The sequence below is a fragment of the Micromonospora sp. NBC_00421 genome (assembly GCF_036017915.1).
GTDB lineage: Bacteria > Actinomycetota > Actinomycetes > Mycobacteriales > Micromonosporaceae > Micromonospora.
The window spans coordinates 1,226,096-1,240,886 of the sequence record NZ_CP107929.1 but is presented as its reverse complement, the minus strand read 5'-3'; the positions used below and the strand labels follow the sequence as shown (position 1 = coordinate 1,240,886).

The following is a 14,791-nucleotide window of genomic DNA, read 5'->3' as shown; positions in this document are numbered from 1 at the left end:
TCCCGCAGATCCTGGAGCTTCCCGTTCGCCGAACGCCCGACGAGGTGACCTCCTTCGACATCGGCTATTGACGTCGCTGTAACAGGAGGTCTAGCGTCTGTCGAACCGCTTCGTCGAACCGCTTCGACGACCATTCCCAAGCGGTTCCCTGCCTGGCCGGAGGAGGTGCGCGGTGGCCACCATGCAGGACGTCGCCCGCCTGGCGCAGGTCTCGGTCAGCACCGTTTCCTACGTCCTCACCGGCGCCCGGCCGATCTCCCCGGCCACCCGGGCCAAGGTGCTCGCCGCCATGGCCGAGCTCGACTACCAGCCCCACGCCATGGCCCGTGGTCTGGCCAGTCGACGCAGCCGGATCCTGGGCCTGCTGCTGCCGATGGACGAACGCGGCCTGGGCGCGACCGAGACGGCGTTCGTCACCGGGGCCGCCGCGGCGGCCAGCGCCGTCGGCTACCACCTGGTGCTGTCGCCCGTCGGTGGCGGCGGCGACCTCGACGGCCTGCGCCGGCTGGCCAGCCAGCGGATGTTCGACGGCGTCGTGCTGATGGAGGTGCAGCTCACCGACGAGCGGGTCACCGCGCTCCAGCAGGCCGGTGTGCCGCTGGTGCTGATCGGGCGCACCGGGGACACCGACGGGCTCTCCTACGTCGACATCGACTTCGCGCAGACCGTACGGGAGGCAGTGGCGCACCTGGTCGGCCTCGGGCACCGGCAGATCGTCTACGTCAACCACTCGGCCGAGACGCTGGCCAGCGGTTACGGGCCGGCGCTGCGTACCCGGGACGCCTTCGTCACGGCCATGACCGGCCACGGCCTGGAGCCGGTCATGATCCCGGCCGAGGACAGCGCCGCGGGCGGGCGGGCCGCGCTGGCCGCCGCCTTCGCACGGGCGCCGGGCCTGACGGCCGTGCTGGCCATGAACGAGGCGGCGATCTTCGGCATCCTCGGCGAACTGACCGCGCGGGGGCTGGCCGTGCCCGACGACGTGTCGGTCGTCTCGATGGTCACCTCGCCGCAGGTCGCCGAGCTGGCCACCCCGGCGCTGACCGCCATGACGTCGCCCGGGTCGGCGATGGGCCGGATCGCGATCGAGGCGCTGGTGCGCCACCTGGACGGGGCCGGTGACGAGCGCCACCAGCAGCTGCTGCCGTGCGCGCTGGAGATCCGGGGCTCGACCGCAGCCCCACGAAGCCGCCCGCCGATAGGGGCTGACCAGTAGAAAAGGCCCGTCGCCGCGCGGCAACGCGACGACGGACCCAGTGAAGTACCGGGCTCGATACTCAACGAGGAGGATAGCAATGCAGCGATTCCGCCGGATCGTCGCCGCGATCGCCCTGGCGGCGACCGCGACGACCACCGTGGCCGCGTGCGGCGACGACGACAGCGGTGACGACAGCGGGGCCAAGACCCTCAAGCTCTGGCACTACGAGGGCGAGAACAGCGCGATGGGGGTCGGCTGGGACCGGGCCATCGAGATCTTCAAGACCGAGCACCCGGGCGTCGAGGTGCGCTTCGAGCGCAAGGCGTTCGAGCAGATCCAGCAGAACGCCGGCATGATCATCAACTCGTCCGAAGGCCCGGACATCATGGAGTACAACAAGGGCAACGCGACGGCCGGCCTGCTGTCGTCCCAGGGCCTGCTCACCGACCTCAGCTACGAGGCCGCGAAGCGCGGTTGGGCCGACAGGCTCAGCCCCAGCCTGCAGACCACCGCGCGGTACAGCGACAAGGGCGTGATGGGGTCGGGCAACTGGTTCGGCGTGCCGAACTACGGCGAGTACGTCACGGTCTACTACAACAAGGACCTGTTCGACCGTAACGGCGTCAAGGTGCCCACCACCATGGCGGAGCTGACCGCCGCGATGGACACCTTCGTCGGCAAGAAGATCACCCCGCTGGGCATGGCCGGTGCCGAGTACCCGGCCGGGCAGCTCTTCTACCAGCTGGCCCTGTCGAAGGCCGACAGGCAGTTCGTCGACGACTACCAGCTCTACAAGAACCCTGTCGACTTCCGCGCCGACCCGCTGAAGTACGGCGCGGACACCTTCGCCGACTGGGTGAGGAAGGGCTACGTGGCCAAGGACTCGGCGAGCCTCAAGGCCGAGGACATGGGCACCGCGTTCATCGCGGGCAAGACGCCGATGATCGTCTCGGGCAGTTGGTGGTACGGCCGCTTCAAGGCCGAGATGAAGGCCAACTGGGACACCTTCCTGTTCCCGGGCAACACCCTCAACGCCGGCTCGTCCGGCAACATCTGGGTCGTCCCGACGAACAGCAAGGCCAAGAGCCTGGCGTACGACTTCATCGACATCACCCTGCGCCCCGAGATCCAGGACCTGATCGGCAACAACGGTGGCGTCCCGGTGGCCGGTGACCCCGCCAAGATCAGCGATCCGAAGGACCGCAAGCTGATCGAGGACTTCAACACGGTCAGCAAGCAGGACGGTCTGGCCTTCTACCCGGACTGGCCGGTGCCCGGCTACTACGACGTGCTGGTCGGCGGGTTCCAGGGCCTGATCAACGGGTCCAAGTCCCCCGACCAGGTGCTCGACACGATCGCCAAGCCGTACGCCGACGGCGTCAAGGAGATCACCGGCAAGTGACCCGGTGCGCGGCGGGCGCGTCCGGCACGACCGGCGCGTCCGCCCGCCCCGTCGGGAAGGATCCTCCATGGCAGTCTCCGACACCGTCGCCGCCACACCGTCGGCGGCGACCCCCACCCCCGCTCCCCCGTCCCGCCGCCGGCCGGGCGGCCGGGACGCGGCGTACTGGCTCTACCTGCTCCCCGGAGCGGTGCTGTTCATCCTGGTCATCGGGGTGCCGCTGGTCGGCACCGGCTACCTGTCGCTGACCCGGTGGTCGGGCGTCGGTGACCCCACCTTCGTCGGGTGGGACAACTACCAGCGGCTGCTGCACGACGAGGTGTTCTGGGCGTCGTTCCGCAACACCGTGGCGATGATCGTCGCGATGGTGGTGGTGCCGACCCTGCTCGGGCTGCTGCTCGCCTCGGTGCTCTTCGACGTCATCGGGCGTCGGTTCAGGCCGCGTACGGCGGCGGCGTTGCGGGCCGCGTTCTATCTGCCGCAGGTGCTGCCCGTGGTGGTGGCCGGCATCGTCTGGGGCTGGATCCTGCGCCCCGACGGCGCGTTCAACAGTCTGCTCGACGCCGTCGGTCTCGGAGCGCTGCGCCACGACTGGTTGGGCGACCCGGACACCGCGCTGCCGGCGGTGATGGCGGTGATGATCTGGGTGCAGATCGGCTACCCGGTGGTCGTGTTCATGGCGGCGTTGCAGCGGGTCGACCCGGAGCTGTACGAGGCGGCCGAGGTCGACGGGGCGAACTGGCTGCGCCGGTTCCGGGCGATCACACTTCCGCAGATCCGACCGGAGACCTTCGTGGTGGCCCTCACCTGCACCATCGCCGCGTTGAAGGTGTTCGGGCCGATCTACGCGCTGACCCGGGGCGGCCCGGAGAACGCCACAAACGTGCCGTCGTACTTCGCGTACTACACGTTCTTCAAGAAGCTCCAGGTCGGGTACGGTTCCGCGATCTCCACAGTGCTCACGCTGATCATCGTGGTGGTGGCCGTGGTCTTCATCGGGGTGCAGGCCCGTAGCGAGCGTCGGGACCGGGGGATCTGAGATGGCCGTCATCATCACCGCGCCCCCGGTCCGCCGGCCGGTGCGCGACCGGCACCACCGGGGCGTCAGCCGCTGGGTGGTGCTCGCCGGGGTCACCGTGGGCGCGCTCGTCATGCTGGTGCCCTTCGCGTTCATGCTGCTCAACGCGTTCAAGTCGCCTGGTGACTACTCGTCGGGCGGGCCGCTGAGCTGGCCGACGGAGTTCTACACCAGGGGCCTGCTGACGTACTGGAACGAGGTGAACTTTCCGCTCAAGCTGTGGAACTCGGCACTCATCGCCGGATCCGTGGCGGTGCTCGGCGTCGTCGTGTCGCTGCTCAACGCGTACGCCCTGGGTATCGGCCGGGTCCGCGGCCGGCTGTGGATCGTCGGGTTGTTCCTGCTGGCCAACATGCTGCCGCAGGAGGCGTTGATCTACCCGCTGTACTACGCCGCCAAGGAGATCGGCCTCTACAACACCCGACTGTCGGTGATCATCATTTTCACCGTCATCCAGAGCGCGTTCGGCACCTACCTGCTCGCCTCGGTGCTGGGCACGTTCCCGCGCGCGCTGTTGGAGGCCGCGGCGCTGGACGGCGCCGGCAAGTGGACGGTGCTGTGGCGGGTGGTCTTCCCCAACCTGCGGCCGACCCTCGCCGTCCTGCTCATCTTCTTCTTCATCTGGACCTGGAACGAGTTCCTCATCCCGCTGGTCATGCTGATCGACAACCAGACCCAGACCATCCCGGTCGCCCTCGCGTCGTTGCAGGGCGACCGGCTGATGGACGCCCCGACGACAAACGCCGGCGCCCTGATCAGCCTGGTGCCGGCCATCCTCTTCTTCCTCATCTTCCAGCGCACCCTTGCGCGCGGCATCACGGCAGGAGCCGAGAAGTGAAGTTCACCGACGGGTACTGGCAACTGCGCCCGGGGGTCAGCGTGCTGCGCCCCGGCACGGTCGAATCGGTCGAGCCGGACGACCGCGGCTTCACCGTCTTCGCGCCGGCCGGTCGGATCAACGGTCGGGGCGACACGCTCAACCGGCCCGTCGTCACCGTCCGCTTCTTCTCCCCCGCGCCCGGCGTGGTCGGGGTCACCATCGGCCACCACAACGGCGGGCTGCCCCGCGAACCCCACTTCGGGCTGAGCACCGACGACACGCACCCGGTCACCGTCGACATCACCGGGATCAGCGCGTCGCTGACCACCGGCGAACTGACCGTCCGGGTCGCGCTCGTCGACGGCTGGCGGGTCGAGTTCCGGCACGGCGACCGGCTGATCACGGCCTCCACCGAACGCAGCATCGGGATCGTCACCGACGGCGAGGGCCGCCGGTACGTGCACGAACGACTCGCGCTCGGCGTCGGCGAGACGGTGTACGGCCTGGGCGAACGGTTCGGCCCGTTCGTGAAGAACGGGCAGACGGTCGACGTCTGGAACGCCGACGGCGGCACCGCCAGCGAGCAGGCGTACAAGAACGTGCCGTTCTATCTCAGCAGCGCCGGCTACGGGGTGTTCGTGGACCACCCGGAGCACGTGTCGTTCGAGGTCGGTTCGGAGGTCGTCGCGCAGACCCAGTTCAGCGTCGAGGGCCAGTCGCTCACCTACCACGTCGTCGACGGCCCCACCCCGAAGGACGTGCTGCGCCGCTACACGGCGCTGACCGGCCGACCGGCCCGGGTGCCCGCCTGGTCGTACGGGCTGTGGCTGTCCACGTCGTTCACCACGTCGTACGACGAGAAGACGGTGACCGAGTTCGTCGACGGGATGGCCGAGCGGGACCTGCCGCTGTCGGTGTTCCACTTCGACTGCTTCTGGATGCGCCAGTTCCACTGGGTCGACTTCGTCTGGGACCCGGCGACCTTCCCCGACCCGGAGGGCATGCTGCGCCGGCTGCACGAGCGGGGCCTGAAGGTGTGCGTGTGGATCAACCCGTACATCGCGCAGCGCTCGTACCTGTTCGAGGAGGGCCGGCAGGCCGGCTACCTCGTGCGCAACCCGGACGGGTCGGTGTGGCAGTGGGACAAGTGGCAGGCCGGCATGGCGCTCGTCGACTTCACCAACCCGGACGCGGTGGCCTGGTTCACCGGCAAACTCAGAGCGCTGCTGGACATGGGCGTCGACTGCTTCAAGACCGACTTCGGTGAGCGCATCCCCACCGACGTGGTGTGGCACGACGGGTCGGACCCGCAGCGCATGCACAACTACTACTCCTACCTCTACAACAAGGCGGTCTTCGCGCTGTTGGAGGCCGAGCGGGGCGAGGGCGAGGCGGTGCTGTTCGCCCGCTCGGCCACCACCGGCGGCCAGCAGTTCCCGGTGCACTGGGGCGGCGACTGCGAGTCGACGTTCGTCGCGATGGCCGAGTCGCTGCGTGGCGGGCTGTCCCTGGCGTCGTCCGGCTTCGGCTACTGGAGCCACGACATCGGCGGCTTCGAGGGCACCCCCGACCCGGCGGTGTTCAAGCGGTGGATCGCGTTCGGACTGCTCTCCTCGCACTCGCGGCTGCACGGCTCCGGCTCGTACCGGGTGCCGTGGGCGTACGACGACCAGGCCGTGGACGTGCTGCGCCACTTCACCCGGCTCAAGCTCGGTCTCATGCCCTATCTGGCGGCGACGGCCGAGCAGGCGCACCGGGAGGGCATCCCGATGATGCGTCCGATGATCGTGGAGTTCCCGGACGATCCGGCCGTGGCACACCTCGACCGGCAGTACATGCTCGGGCCGGACGTGCTCGTCGCGCCGGTGCTCAGCGCCGACGGGCAGGTCACCTTCTACGTGCCCGCCGGCACGTGGACCCACCTGGTCACCGGCGCGCAGCTCACCGGGCCGGCGTGGGTGACCGAGAAGCACGGGTACGACAGCCTGCCGGTGCTCGCCCGGCCCGGCGCGGTCATCGGGTTCGGGGCACGCTGCGACCGACCCGACTACGACTGGGCCGACGGGGTGGAACTGCGGCTCTACGCTCCGGCAGAGGGGCAACGGCAACGGGTACGGATCCCGGCGCCCGGCGAGGGGCCGGGCGCCCAGTTCGAGGTGAGCTTCCGCGACGGGGTGGCGACCGCCGAACTGGTGGCGGGCGAGTCGTCGGGGTACCACTGCGTGGTGGCCGGCACGGAGAGGGCGGGGCGATGACGGCACGGAACTTCCCGGAGAGCTTCGTCTGGGGCTCGGCCACGGCGGCGTACCAGATCGAGGGTGCGGCCACCGAGGACGGTCGGGGTCCGTCCATCTGGGACACCTACAGTCACACCCCCGGGCGTACCCGCAACGGCGACACCGGCGACGTGGCCGCCGACCACTACCACAGGTGGCCGCAGGACCTGGACCACATCGCCGAGCTGGGGCTGGGCGCGTACCGTTTCTCGATCTCCTGGCCCCGGGTGCAGCCGGGCGGCTCGGGGCGGTTCCACTCCGCCGGCCTGGACTTCTACTCGCGGCTGGTCGACGGCCTGCTGGAGCGCGGCGTCCGACCGGTCGCGACCATGTACCACTGGGACCTGCCGCAGGAACTGGAGGACGCCGGCGGATGGCCGGTGCGGGAGACCGCGCTGCGCTTCCAGGAGTACGCGTCGGGGATCGTCGCGGCGCTCGGCGACCGGGTACACACCTGGACCACGCTCAACGAGCCGTGGTGCTCGGCCTACCTGGGTTACGGCTCCGGCGTCCACGCGCCCGGTCGGACCGAACCGGCGGCCGCGCTGGCTGCCGTGCACCACCTGAACCTGGCGCACGGCCTGGCCGGGCGGGTGGTCCGGGAGCTGACGCCGGGCGCCGAACTGTCGGTGACGTTGAACCTGCACGTCGTGCGGGGCGCGTCCAACTCGGCCGCCGACTCCGACGCGGTCCGGCGGATCGACGCCCTCGCCAACCGGGCGTTCCTCGGCCCGATGCTGGACGGGGCGTACCCGGCCGACCTGCTCGCCGACACCGCCGCCGTCACCGACTGGTCGTTCGTGCACCCCGGTGACGAGAAGCTGATCGCGGTGCCGCTGGACGTCCTCGGGGTCAACTACTACTCCAGCACCCTCGTCCGCGCCTGGGACGGGCACTCGGCCCGCTCCGACGCCGACGGGCACGGCGCCTCGGCCCACTCGCCGTGGGTGGGCGCCGACGACGTCGACTTCCTGCCGCAGCCCGGCCCGCACACGGCGATGGGGTGGAACATCGACCCACCGGCCCTGACCGAGCTCCTGCTACGTCTGAAGCGCGAGTACCCCGGCCAGCCATTGATGATCACCGAGAACGGCGCGGCGTTCGACGACGTGGTCTCGGCCGACGGACGGATCCACGACGACCGGCGGATCGACTACCTGCGCCGGCACATCGGTGCGGTGGCCGACGCCCGCGCGCAGGGCGCGGACGTCCGCGGCTACTTCGTCTGGTCGCTGCTCGACAACTTCGAGTGGGGTTACGGCTACGACCGCCGCTTCGGCATCATCCGCGTCGACTACGACACCCAGGAGCGCACCTGGAAGGACAGCGCCCACTGGTACCGCCACCTGGCCGGCAACGGCCAACTGACCTGATCTTCCTCCACCCGGGTCCGGTCACCTCGCCGCGGGGATCACGGCCGCAGAGGCTGCCGGTCACGACCCCCGACGGCTGCCCCGGGAGGCTGATCAGCAGGGTACCCAGCCTGTCCAGGCTGCCCGCGACGGCGGAGCCGCCTATCGCTGCCCGCGACGGCGGAGCCGCCTATCGCGTTCGGGTAGTCGTGGTACGTGACGATCTCACCGTCCCGGATTCGCAGGACGCCGAGTGTCGACTGCGAACAGGTCGGCCATCCGGCGCCGAGCGGCCAGCTGAACCGACCCGACCGCGAGACCGCCCCTCCTCGCTTGTCCCGGTCAGCCCTTCACCGCGCCCGCGGTGAGCCCGTCGGTCAGGAAGCGCTGCCCCAAGGCGTACATGACCACCACGGGGATGCTGACGAGCAGTGACGCGGCGGCGAGCTGTCCCTGCGGCACGACGTCCCCGGTGATCATGGATTGCATGCCCACAGGGAGCGTCTTGTACTCGTCCTTGGTGATGAACACGAAGGCGAAGAGGAACTCGTTCCAGGCGTTGGTCAGGGTGAACAGCGCGACCGCCAGCAGTCCCGGCTTGGCCAGCGGCAGCACCACCCGGCGGAACGACTGGAGGCGGGTGCAGCCGTCGACAAGCGCGGCCTCCTCCAACTCGACGGGGATCGACGCGAAGTATCCCGTCAACAGCCAGGTGGCGAACGGCAGTGTGAAGGTCGGGTACGTCACGACCAGCGACCACAGCGAGTCGGTGAGCCGGACCCCGATGAGCAGCTGGTAGAGCGGGATGAACAGCAACGCGCCAGGCATCACGTAGGTGATCAGGACCGTGACGGTGAAACCCTGTGCCCCGCGGAAGCGCAGCCGGGCCAGCGCGTAACCCGCCAGGGCGGCACAGACCAGCGCCACCACCGTGGACGCCACGGACACCAGCACCGTGTTGAGGTACCAGCGGCCGAACGGCTTGGTGGCGAAGAGGTCGGTGAACTGCTGCAGGGTCCACGGCGTCGGCCACAGGTCGCTGGCGTGCATGACGATCTGACCGTCGGACTTGAAGGCCGTGACGGCGATCCAGTACAGCGGGGCCAGGACGAAGAGGAGCAACCCGGCCAGGGCGATGCCCGACGCCAGGCCCGACACCAGCGACGACGTCCGGCGACGACCCGACGCTCCGAGCGTAGAGACCACCCGGCCGACCACCGCCGCGATCACCACGAACACTCCGAGAACCAGCGCCGCCTTCCAGAAGATGTGCGGCGACACCCAGGCCAGCGCCCCGGTGACCGCCACGGCGACCACCCACGGCAGTGCCGCGCGGGCCGTGCGGGTCGGCGGGGCCGTCCGGGGCCTGCGGGCGCGTCGGGGCGGCGCGGTGCCGGCGTCCCGGCGTAACAGCCGGACCAGGACGAACACCAGCCCACCGATGACCGGCAGCATGACCAGCGTGACCGCCGCCCCCGCGCCGTACTGGAGTTGGAGGATCGCCTTCGAGTAGGCGACCAGCACGTACGGCGCCGTCGCGTCGCCGGGGCCGCCCTGCGTCAGCAACCAGATGAGGTCGAAGTTGTTGAACGTCCAGATCGACGACAGGGTCACCGTCACGGTGATCACGTGACGCAGTCCGGGCAGCGTCACGTGGACGAACCGCCGCCACGCCGAGGCGCCGTCGACGGTCGCCGCCTCGTACAGGTCGGTCGGGATGGCCTTCAACCCGGCGAGGAAGGCGACGGTGAAGAACGGCACCCCCTTCCACACGTTGACTCCGATCACCGACGGCATGGCCAGGGACGCCTCGGACAGCCAACCCGCGGGCCAGCTGTCGACCAGGTGCGCGCTGACCAGCAGCGGCCCGATCCCCGACTCGGTGAGCAGCATGTTGACGCTGCCGAAGATCGGGTCGAGCAACGAGCGCCAGCTGAATGCGGTGACCACCGTCGGCACCACCCACGGCACGAGCAGCAGCCCGGCCAGTACGGCCCGGCCGCGGCGTCGGTGGTGCAGCAGCAGGGCCGAGACGAGCCCGAGCACCGTCTTGAACACCTCGGCGTACGCGGTGAAGACGAACGAGTTCATGACGCCGGTGTGGAACTGCCCGTCGTCGGCCAGGGCGAGGTAGTTGGCCAGACCGACGAAGACACTGTGCTGCCCGTGCCGCTCGGTGGTGCTGGTGACGACAGCCCAGCCGATCGGGACGAGCACGAGAGCGCCGACCAGCACGGCCATGGGAGCCAGGAACAACGCCGCCAGCCGCCAGTCACGACCCAGCCGTCGCTGGATCGCGCCGGGAGAACGGGACTCCGGTCGCGGGGATGCTCCTGACGCCGGGGCCGGTGCCGGGCGGACCGACGTCACTGTGGCAGACCCTGCTGGGTGAAGATCTGCACCATCTTGGCGTGGGCGGCCTGCACGGCCCGCGCGGCCGGCGTGCCCTGGATGACCTGTTGCATCATGTCGGTGAGGACGTAGGCGCCGACGGCTGCCTGCTGCCCCGCGCTGGCCTTCTGCGGGAATTCCAGGCCGTTCTTCGTGGACAGCGGCAGCTTCTGCTGGGTGATCCTGCGCATGATGGGGAACGCCGGGTCGCCGCCGGTGAAGAACGGGTCGGCGTCCCAGACCTTCTCCCAGGCCGGCAACGCCAGACCGGGCGCCTCCTTCGCCACCCCGACCAGTGCGGGCGCGGTGACCAGGTACTGCGCCAGGAGCTTGGCGAGTGCGGCGTTCTTGGCCCCCTTGAAGATGACGAAGCCCTGGGACTGACCGAGCAGCAGGGAGTTGTCGGTGGCCGGCCCGATGCAGTCGGCGAAGACGTGGGTGCGTTCGTAGACGGGGTTCTTCTTCGTCTTGGAGTCCGCGTAGACGCTGAACTGGTTACGGGTGTAGCCGAGGATCCCGGCGAGCCAGTTCTCGTTGTTGCTGGAATCGGTCCAGGCGGCCACCCCGGGCGGCAGCATCGGCTTGTACCTGGGGTTGGTGTAGATGTCACCGAGGAAGGTCACCGCCTGCACCGTCTCGGGAGAGTCGAACGTGACCTTCCTACCGTCGTTGGAGGCGATCGCCCCGCCGTAGGAGTTGATCAACGCCTCGATCATGCCGTTGGCGTCACCGGACCGGTTCACGGTCATGCCCCAGCCGAACCGCCGCTTGCCGGGATCGGAGATCGCCAGGCAGAGGTCCCGTAGCTCCTCCCAGCTGTAGATGTCCCTGGGGGTGATGCCCTCGTCGCTCATCCAGTCCTTGCGCAGGAAGGACCCGATCCCGATGAAGTGGTAGGGGATGGCGAACCATTTGCCGTCGAAGACACAGAAGTTCTTGGACTCTGCGGTGGGTTCGCCGTACTTCGCCGTCAGTGTCTGGACGACGTCCGTCACGTCCTCCAGGTCGCCCAGTGACTGGAACTGGGCGACGAACCGCGAGTCGGTCATGAACGCGAGGTCACGCGCCACGCCACCCTTGACCTCGGCGTCGATCTTGGCCACCAGGTCGCCGGCGTCGGCCTGGACCAGACTGTTTCCGATCTTCGTGCCGGTGGTGTCGGCGAACTTCCTGATCGAGGCGTCGAGCGCCGCGTTCGCCGCCTCCGAGTACAGCTTCTGCGACAGCATCCCCAGCGAGGCGCCCTTCAACGGTGCCGCGGCGTCGACGAGCTCCTTCGGGACCTCGGCCTGCGCCCCGGGCGTCGACGGCGGGTTGCCTCCGCATGCGGCCAGACCGGCCGCACCGAGCAGCCCCACCCCCATTCCCAGAAAGCCGCGCCGGGACCGTAACGCATTGTCTTCCATGGATGCTTTCCTCCTCCACCTCGCCTCGCCGAAACTCGTCGGGGGGTCAGCCATCCCCGATAGACGTCGGTGCCGTTCGCGCCCGGAGACGATCGCCTGCTCGGGGGGCCTCAGCCCACCCCTGGCGCATAGCCATCGGAAAAGTCGCCCCACCACCGGCGGGCCCTCCCCGGCCTGCCCGAGATACTCGTCGCCCCGAGCGGCGGAATGCCAGCCGGGGCTGCGCTGCGCTCACTCTACACATTTGGGAAAGTCGCGACCAGACTTCTCTTCCACCTGAAAGACTGCTTTAGCAATTTACGCTGGCCGATAGGGCCGAACGGATCTGCACAGCCAGTCAGTGACGGCGGTCCCGGCGGAGGAAGCACGACAGGAGTTGCCTGAACTCGTCCGGGTGCTCGATCGCCGGCACGTGCCCGCAGCGGCCGAGCACGTGCAGACGGACATCGGCCAGGTTTTCGAGCAGGGGCCGGGTTGCCGTCCAGAGCGGGGTGACCCGGTCCTCGGCACCGTGCACGAGCAGCACGGGCGCGCGGACCGCCGCCAGCGTGCGCGCCGGGAGGGTGAGATCGTCGACCCATCGTGCCCTGGGTGGCGGGAACAACGACGCGTAGGCGGCCGCCCCCGCCCGCATCGCGTCCGCACGGGCGTCGACTGCCGCATCGGTCACGAGCGTCTGGTCGAGGACGAGGCGACTGAGCATGTCCCGTGCCCCGAGCGGGCCGGCCGGGGCGGCCCAGAGCGCGTCGAGGTCGGCGGAGAGCGGCGCCCCGGGGGCGCCCATCGTCGAGACCGCCACGACCCGGGTGACCTGTCGGGGGCGGGCGGCCGCCAGCGCCAGCGCCACGGCACCGCCCATGGAGTGACCCACCACGGCGTAGTCCTCGATGCCGAGAGCATCCATCAGGCCGGCGGCCTGCTCCGTCCACATCCGGAGCCCACCGGAGGAGCCCGCCGGGACAGGGGTACGGCCGAACCCCGCCTGGTCAGGAGCCACCAGGCGCCAGGACGTGCCAAGCGCCTGGGCCGTGCTCGCCCAGGCTCCGGACCCGGTCGTGCCGGGTCCGGAGCCGTGCAGCATCAACACCGCAGGCCCGGTGCCGCCCTCCAGGACGTGGACGGGGGAGCCGCCGACGGTGACGGTCCGAAGCGCCGTCACCGGGGCGGGGCTCATGCCGATGCGGAGTCGACGGACTTCGAGAAGAGCTCCATCATCGCCCTGCCGAACTGCGGCATGTCGGGCCATCCCCGGCAGGAGACGAGGTTGCCGTCCACGACGTCGGGAGCGTCGATGACCGTCGCGCCCGCGTTCTCCATGTCACCGGTGATGGGCGGGAAGCACGCCGTCTTCCGGCCCTTCAGCAGCCCGTACACCGCCGGCACCTGCGCGCCGTGGCACACCAGCGCGACGGGGAGGTTGCGGGCGAAGAAGTGCTCGGTGATGCGCCTGACGTCGGCGTCGACCCGGATCCACTCGGGGGCCCGTCCTCCGGGGATGATGAGGGCGTCGTAGCGCTCGACGTCGACCTCGGCCCAGGGCACGTCGACCGGCAGCTTCCGGCCGTTCTTCTCCACGTAGGCGTCGGAGTTGGGGTCGAACTCGTGGATGACCAGTTGCACGTCACGTCTCGTCCGTGACGAGACGTCGACGTCCCAGCCACCCTCCTGTACGCGGTAGTAGGGATACATGGTGTCGAGTTCCTCGGCGGCGTCGCCGGTCAGGAGCAGCGCTCTGGGCACCTGCTTCTCCTCGCATGTGGTGGCGGTGGTGGACGCGATCCAATCCGATCCGATTGAGCTAGCATTCCCCTGCCCTGCCCGCCCGTCAAGCCTCCACCGCCACCGCGTCCGCGTCCCCGATCTCGTCGAACAGTCGACGGAACCGCTCGCCCGAACGCAGGATGTGCCGACGCATCGCGTAGGCGGCGGCGTCGGGTTCACGCGCGGCGATCGCGGCCACCACCTCCTCGTGCTCGGCCATGGCCAGGTGGGTGACCTGGGTGTCGTGGTGCAGCCGGAAGAGGTGCACGTGGCTGTGCAGGCGGGCGAGCGCTTCCCGGATGACCTGGTTCTCCGCACTCAGGGCGACGAGATCGTGGAAGGCCGCGTCGCGTAGCCCGAAGGCGCCGTAGGCGGTGGGCCCGTCGCCCCCCTCCAACTCCGCCATCTCCGCCAGCATCCGTCGCAGCCCGGCCACCTGCTCCAGAGATGCCCGTTCGGCGGATCTGCGCGCCGCCGCCGGCTCGAGGAGCAGGCGGGCTTCGAGCATGTCCTCGAATCGGTGCCGGGTGATCTGGGGGGGAATGCGGTAGCCGGCATGGGGCACCCGCACGACCAGACCCTCGGCCTCCATGCGGTTCAGCGCGTCCCGGATCGGCGTCTGCGAGACCCCCAGCTCTCGGGCCAGGACGTCGATCGTGACGCGGGAGCCAGGCTCGATCCGCAGCGACATCAGCTGGCCGAGCAGCGTGTCGTACACCTCGTCGGCGAGCCGGCCGCCAGAGCGCCCCGACGACGTTCCGCCCGTCACGGCCCTGCGGCCCCGGGCGGTCATCGCTTCGTCGTCCATCGTGACGTGAGGTCCTCTCCTGCGTCTTCGGGAACCTGTTGACATCGGTCACCACGCTGCGACATGCTGACGCCCCCCACCGGATCGTATAGGAAAACTGACGGACACCCGTCATCCTGCACCGTCGCGACACCGCCTGCCATCGCTCCGCCCGTCCCCTGGAGCTCCCATGAGCATGCTCGACGTCCTGCCCGGTTCGTCACCGGGCCGCCGATGCACCGACGTCCCTCTCGACGGCCTGAAGACCCGGCACGTCGCGGTGTACCCGTGAGTCCGGTCCGCGGGTCGACCCCCGCACC

The 14,791-nt window shown here is 69.7% G+C and carries 11 protein-coding genes; 6 read left to right on the top strand and 5 right to left on the bottom strand.

Annotation, left to right across the window (positions count from 1 at the left end):
* Positions 1-181 precede the first annotated feature (181 nt).
* The 6 genes from OHQ87_RS05775 (at position 182) to OHQ87_RS05750 (ending at position 8,147) form a co-directional block, all read left to right on the top strand.
* Complete coding sequence (locus OHQ87_RS05775; RefSeq protein ID WP_328348758.1) at positions 182-1,216, top strand: LacI family DNA-binding transcriptional regulator; 1,035 nt, start codon at positions 182-184, stop codon at positions 1,214-1,216.
* A gap of 79 nt (positions 1,217-1,295) precedes the next feature.
* Positions 1,296-2,600 (top strand): ABC transporter substrate-binding protein, encoded by a 1,305-nt coding sequence (locus tag OHQ87_RS05770; RefSeq protein WP_328345604.1) that lies wholly within the window; start codon positions 1,296-1,298, stop codon positions 2,598-2,600.
* 67 nt (positions 2,601-2,667) lie between these two features.
* The gene (locus tag OHQ87_RS05765; protein ID WP_328345602.1) at positions 2,668-3,639 is read left to right on the top strand and encodes a carbohydrate ABC transporter permease; all 972 of its coding nucleotides are present in this window, start codon (positions 2,668-2,670) and stop codon (positions 3,637-3,639) included.
* 1 nt (position 3,640) lies between these two features.
* Entirely contained in the window at positions 3,641-4,516 is an 876-nt protein-coding gene (locus tag OHQ87_RS05760) for a carbohydrate ABC transporter permease (protein WP_328345601.1), read from the top strand.
* Positions 4,513-6,753 carry an alpha-xylosidase gene (gene yicI / locus OHQ87_RS05755; RefSeq protein WP_328345599.1) on the top strand — a complete coding sequence of 747 codons (2,241 nt, stop codon included), beginning with the start codon at positions 4,513-4,515 and terminating at the stop codon, positions 6,751-6,753. Before OHQ87_RS05760 ends, yicI begins: the two co-directional genes overlap by 4 nt.
* Positions 6,750-8,147 carry a GH1 family beta-glucosidase gene (locus OHQ87_RS05750; RefSeq protein WP_328345597.1) on the top strand — a complete coding sequence of 466 codons (1,398 nt, stop codon included), beginning with the start codon at positions 6,750-6,752 and terminating at the stop codon, positions 8,145-8,147. Before yicI ends, OHQ87_RS05750 begins: the two co-directional genes overlap by 4 nt.
* A gap of 321 nt (positions 8,148-8,468) precedes the next feature.
* Here the strand turns inward: OHQ87_RS05750 and OHQ87_RS05745 are convergent, their stop codons facing one another.
* The 5 genes from OHQ87_RS05745 to OHQ87_RS05725 all read right to left on the bottom strand — a co-directional run bounded on the left by OHQ87_RS05745 (position 8,469) and on the right by OHQ87_RS05725 (position 14,492).
* Positions 8,469-10,367 (bottom strand): ABC transporter permease, encoded by a 1,899-nt coding sequence (locus tag OHQ87_RS05745; RefSeq protein ID WP_328345595.1) that lies wholly within the window; start codon positions 10,365-10,367, stop codon positions 8,469-8,471.
* Positions 10,368-10,492: 125 nt separating this feature from the next.
* Entirely contained in the window at positions 10,493-11,923 is a 1,431-nt protein-coding gene (locus tag OHQ87_RS05740) for an extracellular solute-binding protein (protein WP_328345593.1), read from the bottom strand.
* Positions 11,924-12,260: 337 nt separating this feature from the next.
* Positions 12,261-13,097, bottom strand: a complete 837-nt coding sequence (locus OHQ87_RS05735; protein ID WP_328345591.1) for an alpha/beta fold hydrolase — start codon at positions 13,095-13,097, stop codon at positions 12,261-12,263.
* Entirely contained in the window at positions 13,094-13,663 is a 570-nt protein-coding gene (locus OHQ87_RS05730) for a DJ-1/PfpI family protein (protein WP_328345589.1), read from the bottom strand. The genes OHQ87_RS05735 and OHQ87_RS05730 overlap by 4 nt, the downstream gene beginning before the upstream one ends.
* A gap of 85 nt (positions 13,664-13,748) precedes the next feature.
* The gene (locus OHQ87_RS05725) at positions 13,749-14,492 is read right to left on the bottom strand and encodes a GntR family transcriptional regulator (protein WP_328345587.1); all 744 of its coding nucleotides are present in this window, start codon (positions 14,490-14,492) and stop codon (positions 13,749-13,751) included.
* Positions 14,493-14,791: the final 299 nt, after the last annotated feature.